This is a genomic window from Nonomuraea sp. MTCD27, assembly GCF_041950495.1.
Taxonomy (GTDB): domain Bacteria; phylum Actinomycetota; class Actinomycetes; order Streptosporangiales; family Streptosporangiaceae; genus Nonomuraea.
Window position 1 is genome coordinate 49,544 of record NZ_JBGNUW010000023.1, and the last position, 13,538, is coordinate 63,081.

At 71.5% G+C, this 13,538-nt stretch carries 13 protein-coding genes; 8 read left to right on the forward strand and 5 right to left on the reverse strand.

What is annotated here, in order from left to right; translation table 11 throughout:
• Positions 1–11 precede the first annotated feature (11 nt).
• Genes ACBJ59_RS48325 through ACBJ59_RS48340 form a run of 4 tightly spaced genes read left to right on the forward strand, consistent with a single transcriptional unit; the run spans position 12 to position 3,880 of the window.
• Positions 12–1,109 carry a hypothetical protein gene (locus ACBJ59_RS48325; RefSeq protein WP_375116775.1) on the forward strand — a complete coding sequence of 366 codons (1,098 nt, stop codon included), beginning with the start codon at positions 12–14 and terminating at the stop codon, positions 1,107–1,109.
• On the forward strand, positions 1,106–2,131 hold the full coding sequence (locus tag ACBJ59_RS48330) for a zinc-binding dehydrogenase (protein WP_375116776.1): 1,026 nt from the start codon (positions 1,106–1,108) through the stop codon (positions 2,129–2,131). Before ACBJ59_RS48325 ends, ACBJ59_RS48330 begins: the two co-directional genes overlap by 4 nt.
• Before the next feature lie 4 nt (positions 2,132–2,135).
• Positions 2,136–3,626 carry a hypothetical protein gene (locus ACBJ59_RS48335; RefSeq protein WP_375116777.1) on the forward strand — a complete coding sequence of 497 codons (1,491 nt, stop codon included), beginning with the start codon at positions 2,136–2,138 and terminating at the stop codon, positions 3,624–3,626.
• Positions 3,623–3,880 (forward strand): hypothetical protein, encoded by a 258-nt coding sequence (locus ACBJ59_RS48340; RefSeq protein ID WP_364116724.1) that lies wholly within the window; start codon positions 3,623–3,625, stop codon positions 3,878–3,880. The genes ACBJ59_RS48335 and ACBJ59_RS48340 overlap by 4 nt, the downstream gene beginning before the upstream one ends.
• A 13-nt stretch (positions 3,881–3,893) precedes the next feature.
• Here the strand turns inward: ACBJ59_RS48340 and ACBJ59_RS48345 are convergent, their stop codons facing one another.
• Both ACBJ59_RS48345 and ACBJ59_RS48350 read right to left on the reverse strand, forming a co-directional pair.
• Positions 3,894–4,670 carry a BTAD domain-containing putative transcriptional regulator gene (locus ACBJ59_RS48345; protein ID WP_375116778.1) on the reverse strand — a complete coding sequence of 259 codons (777 nt, stop codon included), beginning with the start codon at positions 4,668–4,670 and terminating at the stop codon, positions 3,894–3,896.
• Between the two features lie 26 nt (positions 4,671–4,696).
• Positions 4,697–5,917, reverse strand: a complete 1,221-nt coding sequence (locus ACBJ59_RS48350) for a hypothetical protein (RefSeq protein WP_375116779.1) — start codon at positions 5,915–5,917, stop codon at positions 4,697–4,699.
• Between the two features lie 198 nt (positions 5,918–6,115).
• On the opposite strand from ACBJ59_RS48350, the gene ACBJ59_RS48355 reads away from it, so the two are divergent.
• The 3 genes from ACBJ59_RS48355 to ACBJ59_RS48365 are packed head-to-tail and all read left to right on the forward strand — an operon-like array spanning position 6,116 to position 8,802.
• Positions 6,116–6,997: a UbiA family prenyltransferase gene (locus tag ACBJ59_RS48355; RefSeq protein ID WP_375116780.1), complete on the forward strand. Its 882-nt coding sequence runs from the start codon at positions 6,116–6,118 to the stop codon at positions 6,995–6,997.
• A gap of 49 nt (positions 6,998–7,046) precedes the next feature.
• Complete coding sequence (locus ACBJ59_RS48360) at positions 7,047–8,141, forward strand: sensor histidine kinase (protein WP_375116781.1); 1,095 nt, start codon at positions 7,047–7,049, stop codon at positions 8,139–8,141.
• On the forward strand, positions 8,134–8,802 hold the full coding sequence (locus ACBJ59_RS48365) for a response regulator (protein ID WP_375116782.1): 669 nt from the start codon (positions 8,134–8,136) through the stop codon (positions 8,800–8,802). Before ACBJ59_RS48360 ends, ACBJ59_RS48365 begins: the two co-directional genes overlap by 8 nt.
• Here ACBJ59_RS48365 and ACBJ59_RS48370 read toward each other — a convergent pair.
• The gene (locus tag ACBJ59_RS48370; protein WP_375116783.1) at positions 8,775–9,800 is read right to left on the reverse strand and encodes an aldo/keto reductase; all 1,026 of its coding nucleotides are present in this window, start codon (positions 9,798–9,800) and stop codon (positions 8,775–8,777) included. The genes ACBJ59_RS48365 and ACBJ59_RS48370 overlap by 28 nt on opposite strands.
• 317 nt (positions 9,801–10,117) lie before the next feature.
• On the reverse strand, positions 10,118–11,809 hold the full coding sequence (locus ACBJ59_RS48375; RefSeq protein WP_375116784.1) for a serine protease: 1,692 nt from the start codon (positions 11,807–11,809) through the stop codon (positions 10,118–10,120).
• A gap of 317 nt (positions 11,810–12,126) precedes the next feature.
• On the opposite strand from ACBJ59_RS48375, the gene sigJ reads away from it, so the two are divergent.
• Entirely contained in the window at positions 12,127–13,071 is a 945-nt protein-coding gene (gene sigJ / locus ACBJ59_RS48380; protein WP_375116785.1) for an RNA polymerase sigma factor SigJ, read from the forward strand.
• A gap of 23 nt (positions 13,072–13,094) precedes the next feature.
• Here the strand turns inward: sigJ and ACBJ59_RS48385 are convergent, their stop codons facing one another.
• Positions 13,095–13,523, reverse strand: a complete 429-nt coding sequence (locus ACBJ59_RS48385) for an organic hydroperoxide resistance protein (RefSeq protein WP_375116786.1) — start codon at positions 13,521–13,523, stop codon at positions 13,095–13,097.
• Positions 13,524–13,538: the final 15 nt, after the last annotated feature.

Here is a 13,538-nt window from a genome sequence, read left to right on the forward strand (position 1 = left end):
GCGTATTTCCCATGACCGTGTCCTCGCTTGCTCCGGCCCGCCAGGACCGCCGCGCACCGGCCAAGGTGGTGAGCTCCTACAACGAGTGGGATCCGCTGGAAGAGGTGATCGTCGGGCGGCTGTCCGGCGGCGTCTTCCCGACCTGGCAGGAGTCCATGCGCGCCACGATGCCGCCCAGCTCGTGGCGGCTCTTCCAGGAGCGGGGCGGGCAGCCGTTCCCGCAGGACCTGGTGGACGCCGCGGACGAGGAGCTCGACGGGCTGGCCCGCACCCTGGCGGCCGAGGGCGTCAAGGTGGTCCGGCCGGAGCCCGCCGACCACGGCGCCGAGCTCGCCACGCCGCACTGGGCGACCTCCGGCGGGCTCTACTCGGCCATGCCGCGCGACCACCTCATCGTCGTCGGGGAGACCATCATCGAGTCCCCGATGTCGTGGCGCTGCCGCCAGTTCGACGGTGACCCGTTCCGGCCGCTGCTCAAGTCGTACTTCAACCAGGACGCCCGGTGGCTGCAGGCCCCCCGCCCCCAGCTCACCGAGGAGCTGTTCCGCACCGGCGAGCACGACGGGTGGGCGATCACCGAGTTCGAGCCGGTCTTCGACGCGGCCGACTTCATGCGGTTCGGCCGCGACCTCGTGGTGCAGCGCAGCCACGTCACCAACGCGTTCGGCATCCGGTGGGTGCAGCGGGCGCTGGGCAGCGCGTTCCGCGTACGCACCATCGAGGTGAACGACCCGCACGCCATGCACATCGACGCCACGCTGCTGCCGCTGGCGCCCGGGAAGCTGCTGGTCAACCAGGAGCGCTACGTGCCCACCGACCTGTTCCGCGGCTGGGAGATCCGCCAGGCGCCGCGACCGGCGCTGCCGCGCGACTGGCCGATGTACTTCTGCAGCCCGTGGGTGAGCATGAACATGCTCTCCCTGGACGAGCGGACCGTCGTGGTGGAGCGCCAGGAGGAGCCGATGATGGAGCTGCTCACCGACTGGGGCTTCCGCTGCGTCCCGGTGGACTTCCGGCACGTGTACACCTTCGGCGGCTCCTTCCACTGCGTCACCGTGGACGTGCGCCGGCGCGGCAGCATCGGCCAGTATCTGGCGCCGGGCCGATGAAGACCGTACGGATCACCGGCCCGCGCGCCTGCGCGGTCGTCGACAAGCCGGATCCGGCCATCGGCCGTGACTACGTGCTGCTCAAGGTCGAGGCCGCGCCCATGTGCAACGAGTACCTGGCCTACCGCGACCAGGTCTACCTGGAGCGCAACCGGCCCGACTCGCTGGGCCACGAGATGGCCGGCGTCGTGGCCGACGCGCCCGAGGGCACCCGGCTGCGGCCCGGCGACCGGGTCGTGGCGCTGTGCGGCTATCCCTGCGGCACCTGCGAGCTGTGCCGGCGCGGCTACTACTCGCACTGCGCCGGCACCGAGGACCCGCTGGAGGTGTGCAAGAGCGAGTCGGGCGAGTGCGGGTTCGCCCAGTACGCCGTCAAGCCCGCCTGGCTCTGCGTACCGGTGCCCGACGCGATGCCGCTGGATCACGCCGCCATGGCCTGCTGCGGCCTCGGGCCGACGTTCGGGGTGATGCAGCGCATGGGCGTCGGCTCCTTCGACACCGTGCTCATCACCGGGCTGGGCGCGGTCGGCCTGGGCGGGGTGATCAACGCCCGGTACCGCGGCGCGACCGTGATCGGCGTGGCCCGCAGCCCCTACCGGGCCCGGCTGGCCCGCGAGCTGGGCTGCGCCACGGTCCTGGACCCCCGCGACGGCGACCCGCTCGAACAGGTCAGGTCGCTCACCGGCGGCGTGGACTTCGCGATCGACTGCTCCGGGCAGCCGGAGTACCAGCGGCTGTGCGTCGACGCGGTCAGGCGCCTGGGCACGGTCGGCTTCCTGGCCGAGCCCGGCGAGCTGACCGTGCGCGTGGACGACGACCTGGTGCAGAAGGGGGTGACGCTGATGGGCAGCCTGGACATCAACCTGAACGACGCCGGCCGGCTGCTCCACCTGATCGGCGAGGTGCCCGACCAGATCGAGAGGTTCATCACCCACCGCTACCCGCTGGACCGGATCGGCGAGGCGTTCGACCGGCAGTCCCGCCACGAGTGCGGCAAGATCGTCCTCTATCCGTGGAGCTGAAGCCATGACGTTGGGTGCTCACGTCCTCGACCTGGCGGCGCGGCACTCGCCGCTGGTCCGCGACACGCTGCGGCGCCTCGGCGACGCCCCGCTGGCCGACCTGCTGGCCGGGCTCCGCCCCGGCCGGTCCGAGCCGTGGCAGAGCAGGGAGGACCTGTACCAGGTCGTCGCTGACCAGACGGCGGCCTGGTACGGCCCCGCCGTGGCCGCCGAGGCGGTGGCCGGCCTGCGCGCGCAGCCGATCGTGCCCACCTCCAACCACTTCGGGGTGGACACCTTCGCCGACTCCGTGCAGGGCACGCTGCTCTTCGCGCTGCGGCCGGGCGCCCCGCGCGACGTCGTCGTGCTCGGCTTCGGCTCGGTCAGCATGAACAACCTGACCTACCCCATGGGGCTGCGGCTCTACGACCCCCGGCACGGCGAGGTCGGGTCGTTGCCGCAGCGGCTGCCCATCCAGCCGAACCGCGACAAGCACCGGACCGTGCTGGCCGCGCGGCCGTACGACGCCGGGATGATCGACCGGGCGCGCGGCCGGCTGGCGCGGATGCGGCGGGACGGGGAGGTCTCCGCGTTCTGCGCGCGCAGCGCGGACGACGTCCTGCACCAGGTGTACGCCTCCCCCGCCACGCTGTCGCTGCCCTCGCACGCCCTCCAGGCCACCCGCGTCAACACCGCCCTGTGGGACGGCTTGTTCCAGGCCGATCCGCCCGCCCGGCTGGTGCAGCTGGCGATCGAGCCGATCAGCGCCGCCCTGCTGAGCCGGGATCTCCACGACCCCGGCAGCCTGGTCCACCAGCTGTTCTTCGTGCCCCAGGTGCGCGACGCGCTGCTCGGCGGGCTGGACGGGGTGCGGGCCTGCTGGCAGCGGGACCCGTCGCGGGGCACGGTCTTCTTCTGGGGCCTCAGCGCCGCGGGCCGGCGGGTGCCGCTGACACTCGACGGCGAGCTGCTCACCGGGATCGACGAGCGCGGCCACCGGCTGGAGTGGAAGTTCGGTCCTGAGGACCTGGTGCCGGCGCTGCTCGGCGGGCAGCTGCTGCCCTCGCTGTTCACCTGTTTCGCGACCCTGGCGTTCGCCCGCGGGCTGAGCTGCGTCGGCGGCTACTTCCAGGCCACGTACCTGCCCGTGATGCAGCGGGGAGTGGTGGACGCCCTGAGCGTGGGCGCGGAGTTCCGCGCGGCGGCCGAGCGGGTCGCCCAGGTGCCCGCCGGCCTCCACCTGGCCAGCCTGCAGGCCGTCGCCCGGGCCCTGCCCGGCGGCGCGCTCATCCCGGCGGGACCCGTGGAGATAGCCGGCGCGGGCGGGCTTTCGCCGGCCGACGTGGACGCTCTCACCCGCGTCCCGGTACGTGAGGCGCACCTGGTCGCCTTCCCCGAAGTGCTGGACCACCTGGTGCCGCCCGAGGAGCTGCCGACCGGCTGGGCCGCCGCGCTCGCCGCGGAGAGCGGCGGCCGGGACGGCGGCCGGGTCATACGACTGGAGGAGACATCATGAGCACGGACATAGGCGAGGTGCTGGACCTGCTCGAGACCGCCCGGGACCGGGTGGCCGACCTGGACGGCTGCGAGGAGCTGATGGTGCAGGCCACGCAGGAGCTCATCTCCTGCGCGGCCGGGGCGGTCGCCGCCTTCCCCCAGGGCAGCGTGGACGGTGCCCGCGAGGCGCTGAGCTGCGCCAGGGGAGCGGCGGCGACGGCGGCTTTCGCCGTACGGCACCTGAACGACGCGGCCAAGACCCGCGCCCGCTAGGGTGCGATCGCGTTCATGACGCCATCCTCTTCAGCATGCCGGCGGACAGCAGCTCGCGTTGCAGCTCCTGGATCTGCGGCGAGGGGGCCAGGCCCAGCTCCTCGTCGAGGAGGTGGCGCAGGTTCTGGTAGGCGTGCAGGGCCTCGTTGCGCCGGTTGCACCGGCCCAGGGCACTGATCAACTGGCCGTGGAGCCCCTCGTTGTACGGGTACGTCTCGACGAGCAGGCGCAGCTCGGGAAGGACGTCACGGTGCCGGCCCAGCTCCAGGTCGGCCTCGATGCGCATCTCCAGGGCGCAGACCCGCTGCTCGTCGAGCGCGACCGTGTGCCCGTGCAGCACCGGCCCCGGCACCACGTCGGCCACCGCCCGCCCCGACCACATGTCCAGCCCGCGGCGCAGCAGCGCGGCGGCCCCCGCCACGTCGCCGTCGCGGAGCAGCCGCCGCCCCTCCCGGACGAGCCGGTCGAACCGGAAGACGTCGATGTCGTCGTCGCCGGCCCGCAGCAGGTAGCCGGCGGTCCGGGTCTCCACCAGCTCCTCGCCGTGCCGGCACAGCCCGTCCTGCTCGAAGGTCTTGCGGAGCTGGTAGACGTAGGTGTGCAGGATGGTCCGCGCGTTCTTGGGCTGGCGCTCGTCCCACAGCTCCTGGATCAGCAGGTCGGTGTCCACGATCTGGTTGGCCCGCAGTGCCAGCACGGCCAGCACCTGGCGCAGCTTGTGCTGGCCGAGCGTGCGCGCGTGGCCGTCGACGACGATCTCTACGGGGCCGAGCAGGTTGAAGTTCGCCATGGTGATCTTCCTTGTGGTGAGCGGCGTCAGTCCGCTGCGAGAGCGGTCAGTTCGCGGTCGGTGAGCACGCGGGTCGCGCTGCGCGCGGCGGTCAGGATCCGGTCGATGACCGGCGGGTCCGAGGGCAGGCCCTTGCGCCGCAGCCAGCTGTGGACGTTCCAGCGCCCGCTCGTCGGGCCCACGCCGATCTCCTGCCGGCGCCCGAACCGCGAGGCGGGGACGCCGGAATAGACCAGGTCCGCCAGCCGCCTGTCCCCGGCCCGCTCCGCCTTGGCCACGGCCGCGGCGTGCACGCCGGTGGCGGTGAAGAAGGCGTCCCTGCCGAACACCGGATACTCGGGCGGGATGGGGCGGCCGACGACCTCGGACGCCGTACGGCAGTACTCGTCCAGCATGTCCAGGTCGCGCCCGTCGCCCAGCAGGCCCAGGTTGACCAGGAGCTGGTCCATCGCCGTGTTGCCGCACCGCTCGCCGATGCCGAGCGCGGTGGCGTGCACGCGCGAGGCACCCGCGTCGATGGCCGCCAGCGCGTTGGCCAGCGCCAGGCCGCGATCGTTGTGGCCGTGCCAGTCGATCGGCACGTGGTCGTGGCCGGCGGGGTCCAGGATCTTCTCGCGTACGTGGCGGATCAGCGCCGCGGCCCCGGCGGGCTCGGCGTGTCCGGCGGTGTCGCACAGGCAGATCCGGACGGCCCCCTCGTCCAGAGCCGCGAGGTAGAGGCGGCGCAGCAGCCTGGGCCTGGCCCTCGTGCTGTCCTCGGTGACCAGGCAGGTCGGCAGCCCTTCCGCGACGGCGAACCGGACGGCCTCGCGGACCGCCTGCTCGACCTGCGCGGCCGTCCAGCCCTCCGCGTCCATCCGCACGTGGCTGGAGCCGATGAAGGCCATCACGTCGAGCGGGCGGCCGAGCTGCTGGCTGACGTCGGCGACGGCCTGGATGTCACCTGTCACGGTCCGGGCGGCGCAGTGCAGCCGCAGCCGCGGCGTCGCCTCGGCGCCGAACGCGGCCAGCTCCGTGACGGTGCGCTTGGCGGCCGCCCCGGAGGCCGGCATGCCGATGCTCGCCGCCTCTATCCCGAGCCGGTCCATGAGCCGGAGCAGGCGCATGCGCTCGGCCAATGTGGGCTGGCGCGCGGAAGGGCTCTGCAGGCCGTCGCGTAAGGTTTCGTCGTTGAGCTCGACTCGCCGTTCACCGGTGCCTGCGGCCAAATTCCAGTCATAAAACCGGCTCGCCGAAGAGGAGGGCATCACCGAAAATCTCTCTCTAGTGGGAGTAAGTCAGGTCGGGTCGACTCCCTTGCAGCTTCACCTGGCTGACGTGCTTAAACAAGCCGACTCCCCCGCAAGCGCCATCCGGCTGACTCGAAATAATCGCGCACGACTCCTAAAGTGGTAACACCGAGTTGTACCCCTTGTCAGATTCGTTTGGCGACGCATCATACGGCTATGAGAGCCGACCGATCAGTGGCGCCGTGGCGCGTGCCCGTCCTGTGTCTGCGTGAGTCCCGGCCGTCCGTGCTCGTGGTCTTCGCGTTGCGGTTCGGCGCCGGCGCCGCGCTGGGAGCGGCGGGGTCGTGGCCCTCCGGTGCGCTGCTCGGGATCTGCTCGTGGACACTCGCGGTGTTCTTCGTCTACCTCTTCAACGGGGTGACCGACGTGGTCGAGGACCGGGCCAACGGCTCCTCGCGGCCCATCGCCGGCGGGCTGCTCCCCCCCGGCACTGCGGCCAGGGTCGCGGGCGGGGCCGCGGTGCTCGCGCTCTGCCTCGGCGTCCTGGCCGGCCCGTTGTTCGCGGTCCTCGTCGCGGCGCTGCTCGTGCTCGGCCACGCCTATTCGGCCCCGCCGCTGCTGCTCAAGTCCCGCCCGAGCACCAGCGTCGCCGTGGCGGTCAGCGCGGCGCTGCTGACGTACGCGGCCGGCTTCGTCGCCGCCGGCGGCCGGCTCACCGAGGTCACCGGCACCCCGCTGCCGCAGATGGCGCTGATCATGGCGGCCTGGATGGGGCTGGTCGGCGCCCCGGCCAAGGACCTGCCCGACGCCCTCGGTGACGCGGCGGCGGGGCGGCGCAGCTTCCTGACCGCGTACGGCCTCGCTCGTACGCGGATCCTGCTCATCGCGGCGCCCGCCTCGCTGGCCATCGCGGCCGGCCTGGTGAGCGTGGCCGAGCCGCTGCTGGCGGGGATGGCGATCTGCCTGTCCGCCGGCGCCGTGCTGCTGGCCGGGCTGGCCGTCAAGGTCGGGGTCGGCAGCCGGGCCCCCTACCGAGTGTTCATGGCGACGCAGTACATCGCCCATGTTGCTGTGCTGTTGTCGGTCTTATGGGCTTGATAAAAGATGTCCTACGTTCGGGCGCCCACCTTCCGGGAAGGGCCCAGTGATGGCGCACGTGCGCGAAAGCGGCAAGCCATTGCGGGAGGCGCTGGCCGACTTCCTCGACGCTGAGCGGTCTGCGCTCCTGGCGGCCTACGTGGCCGGGCTGGAGAGCATGAGCAGTCCGCTGATCGGCGATCCCGAGACCCGGCCGCAGTTGCTCGCCCATGCCGACCTGACCATCACCGACGTCATGAGGAGCCTGCGGCTGGGCCACCCCACCATCGACGAGGGCTACAAGCTCCTCGCCTGGGACATCGGCAAGACCCGGGCGGAGAGCCGGCTGCACCCCAGGGCGTCGCTGCAGGCCGCGACCTGCCTCGCGGACGTCACCATGAACGCCGCCGCGGACTACCTCTCGGAGCACGCGTGCGGCCGGGAACTGCTCGTGCTCGTCATGCGCGCCGTGACCGAGAGCGTCATCATGCGGGTCCACGAGGCCTCGCTCGCCTACTCCTCCCAGCTCCTCCACGACATCAACGCCGCGCACGTGGACGAGCGCCGGAGGATCGCGCGCGAACTGCACGACCGGGTGGGCTCCGGGCTGGGAGTCGCCCACCACCAACTGGAGCTGGCCGAGGTCTACCGCACGAACCCGGCCAACGCCATGGACCGCGTGACGCTGGCGCACGAGGCCGTCCAGAACGCCATGCTCAGCACCCGCTCGATCGTCTCCGACCTGCGCATGGACGAGCAGGTGCACAACCTCGAGAAGGAGCTGACCACGCTCCTGGAGACCATCGCGCCCGACGGCGTGATCATGCGCTTACGCGTCAACGGCGACGAGGCGTGGGCCTCCAGGCAGGTGCTGGCGGAGACGTTCCTCATCATCAGGGAGGCCGTGCGCAACGCGCTCGCGCACGGCACGCCGAGCATGGTGCTCATCAGCGTGAACATCGCGCCCAGCCAGCTCCACGCCATGGTCGAGGACGACGGCGGCGGCTTCGACCTGGCCCGGGCGCGCCGGTCGTCCGGCATGGGGCTGACGTCGATGCGGGAGCGCGCCGAGCTGATAGGCGGCCGGTTGATGCTGACACCGGTGGTGAACCGCGGCACCTACATGGAACTCGTCGTACCGTTATCGGAGCATCGAGATGGATGACCGCACCACCGTCCTCATCGTGGACGACCATGCCCTGTTCCGTGAGGGCCTGAAGGAGCTGCTGGAGAGCGACGACGAGATCGTCGTGGTCGGCCAGGCCGGCGACAGCGAGGGCGCCGTCTCGGTCACCGCCGAGCGGAAACCGCACGTCGTGCTGCTCGACGTGGAGATCCCCGGTGACGAGGTGACCACGACGGTGAGCCGCATCCAGGCCGCCTCACCCGACACCGAGGTGATCATACTGAGCATGTACGACGGGCCGTACCTGGTGCGGAGCCTGCTGGCCCAGAACATCCGGGGCTACCTGCTCAAGAGCGTGCGCCGGGCCGAGCTGCTGGCCGCCGTGCACGCCGCCCGCACCGACCACGACCGGGTCGTGCTCGCCGTCTCCAGGGAGAGCCTGTGCCAGGCGCAGCCGAGCGACGTCAACCCGCTGTCCGCGCGGGAGCTGCAGGTGCTGGAGCTGGTGTCCGAGGCGCTGAGCAACGGCCAGGTCGCCAGCCGGCTGGACCTGACGGAGGCGACCGTGAAGCGGCACCTGCGCAACATCTTCGTCAAGCTGGGCGCGGTCTCGCGGGTGGACGCGGTGAACAAGGCCGTCGCGGCGTCCCTCATCAAACCGCCGTCCACCCATCACAACCCCGGACACGGAGGGTCCTGAGGGATCGGGCCCCGGAGCGGCGGGCCCTGAGAGGTCGGGCCCTGGAGCGGCGGGCCCTCAGGTATCGGGCCCTGGAGCGGCGGGCCCTCAGGTATCGGGCCCTGGAGCGGCGGAAACAGCGTGCCGAGCCGCGCGAGCAGGGCGTGGTCGGGCTGGATGCCCGCCGCGCTGGCGTTCATCTCCAGGTGCACCTGGTTGCGCGTGCTCGGGACCGGCACGATGTCACCGCCCTGCGCCAGCAGCCACACCAGGGCCAGCCTGGCGAGGCTGAGGTGCAGCTGCGCGGCGATCTCCTCGGCCGACCGCACCGCCCGCATGCTCTCCCCCAGCGCGTGCCTGGCGATGCGGAAGTCGGCCCGCCGCGCGTCATCATGCGCCAGATGCGCCCCGAACCTGGCCGCCCCCGACAGAAAGCCGCGGCCGAGCGGGCGGCAGGCCACCACCCCGATCCGGTGCGCCCGGGCCGCGGGCAGCCGGTCCAGCTCGGCGCGGCGCTCCCACAGGGAGTATTCACAGGTGATCGCCGAGATCGCGTGCTCGGCGGCGGCCTGGTGGATCTGCCCGGCCAGCGGTTCGGCCAGCCCGATGTGCCGGATCTTCCCCGCCGTGACGAGCTCGGCCAGCTCGCCCACGCCGTCCTCGATGGGCCGCCGCCAGGCCGGGCAGTCCAGGTAGAACAGGTCGAGGTGGTCGACGGCCATCCGGCGCAGGGCGGCGTCGCAGGCCCGGGCCAGGCTCCGGTTGCCCGGGCGGGCCAGCGCCGCCAGCACCACCTCCCGGCGGCGGCCCCCGATCGCCCGGCCGGCCAGCTGCTCCACCTCCTCGGACCGGGTGCGGCAGGTCGTGTCGAGCAGGGTGATGCCCAGATCCAGCGCGTGGCGGATGACCCGGACACCCGCGCCGACATCGACGGTGCCGTACGCGCCGCTGAAGGCCGTCCCACCCAGGCCGATGGCGGAGGAGGCCGGACCGGCTTGGCCGAGTCGCCTGACGTCCATCGGGTCACGGGATCCCGCGATGGGTCGGGTGCCGGTGACGGCCGTGCTCGCAGCCTTCGGTCAGGGTTTCGCCGGACATACCATCACGATGCGCCGGGCCTATCCAGGCAGGCTTCATCCGCGATACAGCGGGGATACGAACGGGGCCCCTTCCGGGGAATCGTTGGACGGACGTGGGTGAACCGGCGGCACGTCCACGATCACGTGCCGCCGGTCCACGAACCTCCGGCTGCCGCCCCTCGGGGGGACGGTCGCCTGCGGGGGAACATCGTGAACGGCTCATGCTCCTCCCCGCCTGCTGCCGGAGGAAGCCGTTCTCAGGAGGAGTGACCGTCCCGAGGAGGCGCGAACTGGCCGTGGCGGGCGTCGCGCGTCCGGTCGTCCAGGTACGGCTGACCGGCGTGCCCCTGCGCAGGGTTGCCGTACTGCCCACCACCACCGGCATAGGGCCCGGCCCCGTAACCTCCCTGACCGTTGTGGGCGTACGTGCCGCCGTGGGCCGGCGGGACCGGCGGCGACGCTTGACCGGCATGTCCGGCCGGCAGCTGGTGCCGCGGCCACGAGGGCGGCGGCACCGCACCGTACGGGGCGTAACCCATTGGAGGAGAGGATCGGCGGCGGCGCCTGCCGAGGAGCTTCACCACGACCAGGGCGAGCACGATCGCGACCAGCACCCCGGCCCCGATCAGCACCCACATCAGCAGCGGCCTGGGCGACTCGTCCTTGCCCGCCGAGATCGCCGCCTGCGTGTCGCTGATGTACTTGGCCACGTACGGGTGGTTCGGGAAGAGCGCCTGCACCTCGCGGAACTTCGGCAGGGCGTCCTCGAAGTAGTTGCGGAAGTAGTCGTCGAGCGCCTCGTTGTAGCGGACCGTCGTGACGGCCTGGGCGGGCTTGACGTTCTTCTCGCCGAGCTTCTCCTTGATGATGCTCACCGGCAGCACGAAGCTCTCGCTCTCCGATGCCTCGCCGCCCTCGCTCACCGTGCCGGCGATCAGCATGCCGATGACCTTGCCGTCCTTGCTGAACACCGGACCGCCGGAGTTGCCCTGGTAGGACGGCGCCTGCGTCTGGATGTACGGCACGCCGGTCTGGGTGGTGCGCTTGGCGTTGTACGGCCCCTCGGTCAGCGCCGGCTCCAGCTTGGACTCCAGGCTGAAGAACGGGGTGTTCGTGACCAGGCCCGGGAAACCGCTGATGTACAGCGAGTCGCCGGTGCGCACGTCGGCGTCGTCACCGAGCGGGACGGTCGGCAGGTTCTGCTGGCCGTTGACCTTGAGCAGCGCGAAGTCCTTGCCGGGGTAGCTCTCGCCCACCGACACCAGCTCCGCCGGCACCGCCTTCGCGGTCTTGTCCACGCCACCGCCGGGCAGGCTCTGCAGCACCGACAGGCTCTGCTTCAGGCCGCGGATCTTCATGTGGTTGGTGTTGAACGTGACGTAGATCTGCTGGGCGAGCTTGACCATCTCCTCGTCGGCCGCGATGTTCTGCAGGCCCGAGATGATCTCCTTGGCGTCCTGCTCGTTGAACTTGGCCAGCGCCTGCTGCGCGAACAACCGGCTGAGCTCGGTCTCGCCGACCTGGACGCAGTGGGCTCCGGTGACCATGTAGCCGTCGGGGGTGACCCACCAGCCGGTGCACAGGCCGCCGACCTCGGCGTCCACCGTACGTTCCGGGGTGGTCTCGGCGAGGTAGGCGTCGACGTCGGCGGCGATCTGCTGGAACAGCCACTTGGCGATGCTGCGCTCGTCCGACGAGATCTTGCCCGCCTGCACGGCGAGGACGGCCTGCTCGGTGAGCTGGTTGAAGGCGTTCTGGTTGATCGTGCTGGTGGGGACGGCGACCGTACCGGTGTAGGTGAAGCTGGTCAGCTGCACCGCGGGCTGGGTGCGAGCCGCCAGCCACGTGCCCACCGGCACGTCGGGCCGCTCGTCGGGCGCGCCATCGGCCACCGCGGGCGCGGCGGGTAACGCGACTGCCATGACGACCGCCGCCACAACCGCGGCCACCTTCGTCCACCTCTTACCGAGATTCCTAAAATTCTCGAAAAATCCGTTCACGTCGGCAAATGCTGAAGCACCGCTCTTGTCCATGGCTTGTAGCCGACTGGGAACCCACCACGCCGCACTACCTACTCACGGTGTCTGCACGAAATGCGCCGCGATCTCGACGCGGTCGGCGACGGTCTGAAGGGTGCTCATCGGCTCGCTCCTTGGCTGGTGTTGGATGGTGCCAGATCTCACCGGTACGACGACGCGACCCCGCGGAAGGTGGGAAGGCACCTCACAGTTCGGCAGGCTGTCTCGTCCAACTGGTGAGGAGAGATGTGACCGAGGGAGTCGTCGACACCATGACCAGCCGATCCGGGCCAGGGCACGACCGGGACGATCCGAGTCTGAGCGCGATCATGAGTGAGCGGCGGCAGCTGATCAATCTCGCGTACCGGCTGCTCGGTTCCCTGGCCGAGGCCGAGGATGTCGTGCAGGAGACGTACGCCCGCTGGTACGCCATGTCCGACCGGGAGCAGGAGGCCATCGAGGCTCCGGGCGCCTGGCTGCGGAAGGTCGCCGGCCGCATCTGCCTCGACCTGCTCGGCTCGGCCCGGGCCAGGCGGGAGAGCTATGTGGGTGAGTGGATCCCGGAGCCGGTGCCCGACCGTACGGAGTGGATGAAGCCCGAGGGAGATCCCGCCGACCGGGTCACCCTCGACGAGTCCGTCAACATGGCCTTCCTCGTCGTGCTCGAATCCATGACCCCGGCCGAGCGGGTCGCGTTCATCCTGCACGACGTCTTCCGCTACTCCTTCCCCGAGGTGGCCGAGATCGTCGGCCGTACGCCGGGGGCGTGCCGCCAGCTGGCCTCCTCGGCCCGCCGCCGCGTCCGCGAGGCGGAGACCCCCGCGACGCCGAGCGCCCAGCAGGCCGGCATCGTCAGGGACTTCAAGCTGGCCTGGGAGGCCAAGGACATCGACGCCCTCATCGGTCTCCTCGACCCCGGCGTCACGGCGACCGCCGACGGGGGCGGGCTCGTCAGTGCCCGGCTCCTCCCGGTCCACGGCGGCGACCTGGTCGCGCAGGCCTTCGCCGACATCGCCCGCGTGGCGCCCGACCTGGCGATCCTGGAGCGTACGGTCAACGGTCAGCCGGGGCTGGTGGCCCAGCAGGACGGCGTCACGGTGGCGGTGTTCGCGTTCGAGGTGGCGGGCGATCGGATCAAGCACATCTGGGCGGTCCGGAACCCCGAGAAGCTCCGCCCCTGGACGGCGGGCTGAGCCCTGCGGCGGCGAAAGGGACGTCAGGCGACGGCGGTCGCCCGGATGGTCACCGGGATGTTGCCGCGCGTGGCCTTGGAGTAGGGGCAGATCTGGTGGGCGGCGTCCCCGAGCTCCTCGGCCGTCCGCTGGTCGACCCCGCCCAGTTCGAGGTTGAGCACGGCGCCGAGGCCGAACCCGCCGTCGTCGCCGTGCCGCAGGGTCACCTCGGCCCTGATGCTCGTGCTCTTCAGCGTCACCTTGCGCTGCGCCGCCGCCCTCCTGACCGCGCCGAGGAAGCAGGCGCCCCACCCGGCGGCGAACAGCTGCTCGGGGTTGGTGGCTCCACCGGCGCCGCCCAGCTCCTCGGGGATGGCGAGGGTGGTGTCGAGGAGACCGTCGTCGGCCCGGACGCGGCCCCCGTTACGGCCCTCTCCGGTCACGGTGACGACCCCGGTGTAGCTCACAGCCATGACATTTCCTTTCCC

What these genes read in the sequence shown, in the direction of transcription:
- ACBJ59_RS48325 (WP_375116775.1), top strand. Translation starts at nt 12, where the DNA reads ATGACCGTGTCCTCGCTTGCTCCGGCCCGCCAGGACCGCCGCGCACCG.
- ACBJ59_RS48330 (WP_375116776.1), top strand. Translation starts at nt 1,106, where the DNA reads ATGAAGACCGTACGGATCACCGGCCCGCGCGCCTGCGCGGTCGTCGAC.
- ACBJ59_RS48335 (WP_375116777.1), top strand. Translation starts at nt 2,136, where the DNA reads ATGACGTTGGGTGCTCACGTCCTCGACCTGGCGGCGCGGCACTCGCCG.
- ACBJ59_RS48340 (WP_364116724.1), top strand. Translation starts at nt 3,623, where the DNA reads ATGAGCACGGACATAGGCGAGGTGCTGGACCTGCTCGAGACCGCCCGG.
- ACBJ59_RS48345 (WP_375116778.1), bottom strand. Translation starts at nt 4,670, where the DNA reads ATGGCGAACTTCAACCTGCTCGGCCCCGTAGAGATCGTCGTCGACGGC.
- ACBJ59_RS48350 (WP_375116779.1), bottom strand. Translation starts at nt 5,917, where the DNA reads ATGCCCTCCTCTTCGGCGAGCCGGTTTTATGACTGGAATTTGGCCGCA.
- ACBJ59_RS48355 (WP_375116780.1), top strand. Translation starts at nt 6,116, where the DNA reads ATGAGAGCCGACCGATCAGTGGCGCCGTGGCGCGTGCCCGTCCTGTGT.
- ACBJ59_RS48360 (WP_375116781.1), top strand. Translation starts at nt 7,047, where the DNA reads ATGGCGCACGTGCGCGAAAGCGGCAAGCCATTGCGGGAGGCGCTGGCC.
- ACBJ59_RS48365 (WP_375116782.1), top strand. Translation starts at nt 8,134, where the DNA reads ATGGATGACCGCACCACCGTCCTCATCGTGGACGACCATGCCCTGTTC.
- ACBJ59_RS48370 (WP_375116783.1), bottom strand. Translation starts at nt 9,800, where the DNA reads ATGGACGTCAGGCGACTCGGCCAAGCCGGTCCGGCCTCCTCCGCCATC.
- ACBJ59_RS48385 (WP_375116786.1), bottom strand. Translation starts at nt 13,523, where the DNA reads ATGGCTGTGAGCTACACCGGGGTCGTCACCGTGACCGGAGAGGGCCGT.